The 1894-nt window shown below is 49.9% G+C and carries 1 rRNA gene; it reads right to left on the reverse strand.

Going from position 1 to position 1894, the window contains the following annotated elements:
* Nucleotides 1–1810: ribosomal RNA gene (locus tag FJR06_RS10865) — 23S ribosomal RNA — on the reverse strand; the annotation flags it as partial.
* Nucleotides 1811–1894: the final 84 nt, after the last annotated feature.

The following is a 1894-nucleotide window of genomic DNA, read 5'->3' on the forward strand; positions in this document are numbered from 1 at the left end:
CTTTACTTTCGCTGACCAGCTTCCTTAACCTTCCGGCACTGGGCAGGCGTCAGCCCCCATACGTCCTCTTGCGAGTTGGCGGAGACCTGTGTTTTTGGTAAACAGTCGCCTGGATCTCTTCACTGCGACCCACGTCTGAGGTGGGCACCCCTTCTCCCGAAGTTACGGGGCCATTTTGCCGAGTTCCTTAGAGAGAGTTATCTCGCGCCCCTTGGTATTCTCAACCTCCCTACCTGTGTCGGTTTCGGGTACGGGTGTTCTATCTTCATCACATAGCGAGCTTTTCTTGGCACTATCCTTCACCACTCGGAGTTCGTAAACTCCTCCCAAACCAATCAGGGTATGGCTATCTTTGATGCGTCCCTCTCTATGCTCCCACAGAACAGTAAGTGACTATTGACACTTTGTCCATCGACTACGCCCTTCGGCCTCGCCTTAGGTCCCGACTAACCCAGAGTGGACGAACCTGGCTCTGGAACCCTTAGGGTTTCGGGGTGTATGATTCTCACATACATTTGCGCTACTCAAGCCGACATTCTCACTTCCGTTTCGTCCACAGCTGCTCGCCGCTACTGCTTCAACCTACGACGGAACGCTCCCCTACCGATTAATAATTTAATATCAATCCCACAGCTTCGGTACATCGCTTAGCCCCGTTCATTTTCGGCGCAAGATCGCTTGACTAGTGAGCTATTACGCACTCTTTCAAGGGTGGCTGCTTCTAGGCAAACCTCCTAGTTGTCTAGGCAATCTCACCTCCTTTATCACTTAGCGATGATTTGGGGACCTTAGCTGGTGGTCTGGGCTGTTTCCCTCTTGACAATGAAGCTTATCCCCCACTGTCTCACTGGCAATGTCTTCTTCTGGGTATTCTGAGTTTGTCTCGATTTGGTACCGGTCTCCCAGCCCGCACCGAAACAGTGCTTTACCCCCCAAATTTAACCATTACCGCTGCGCCTCAACACATTTCGGGGAGAACCAGCTAGCTCCTGGTTCGATTGGTATTTCACCCCTAACCACACCTCATCCGCTGATTTTTCAACATCAGTCGGTTCGGACCTCCACTTGGTGTTACCCAAGCTTCATCCTGGACATGGTTAGATCACCAGGGTTCGGGTCTATAAACACTGATTTATCGCCCTGTTCAGACTCGGTTTCCCTTTGGCTCCAGCATTCTCGCTTTAACCTACCAGTGCCTATAAGTCGCCGGCTCATTCTTCAACAGGCACGCGGTCATCCGTTAAATCGGACTCCCACTGCTTGTAAGCTTATGGTTTCATGTTCTATTTCACTCCCCTTCCGGGGTTCTTTTCACCTTTCCCTCGCGGTACTTGTTCACTATCGGTCACACAGTAGTATTTAGCCTTACGAGGTGGTCCTCGCTGATTCACATGGAATTCCTCGTGCTCCATGCTACTCGGGATTCAGCTACTATCCTTTGACTTTCAACTACGGGACTTTCACCCCCTCTGGTACAGTATTTAGCTGTTTCGTTTAGTCTCTAGATTCGATCTCGCTGTCCCACGACCCCAGAAGATAAATCCTCTGGTTTAGGCTCTTCCCCTTTCGCTCACCACTACTGAGGGAATCTCTAGTTTGATTTCTCTTCCTCCAGCTACTAAGATGTTTCAGTTCGCTGGGTTGGCTCTTTCCTGTCTATATATTCAACAGGTAGTACATAGGGTTGCCCCATTCGGACATTTCCGGCTCAAAGTTTGCTTCCAACTCCCCGGAACATTTCGTCGGTAACCACGTCCTTCATCGCCTCTGTGTGCCTAGGTATCCACCATTAGCCCTTATTAACTTGACCACATTTCTTTTTGTCTGCTTTCACGAAACAAGTTCATGTCTGTGTCCGCCTGCTAATTCTCGTTCTCTTATGCAGTTTTCAAGG

The sequence above is a fragment of the Dolichospermum sp. UHCC 0352 genome (assembly GCF_009711925.1).
Lineage (GTDB): Bacteria > Cyanobacteriota > Cyanobacteriia > Cyanobacteriales > Nostocaceae > Dolichospermum > Dolichospermum lemmermannii.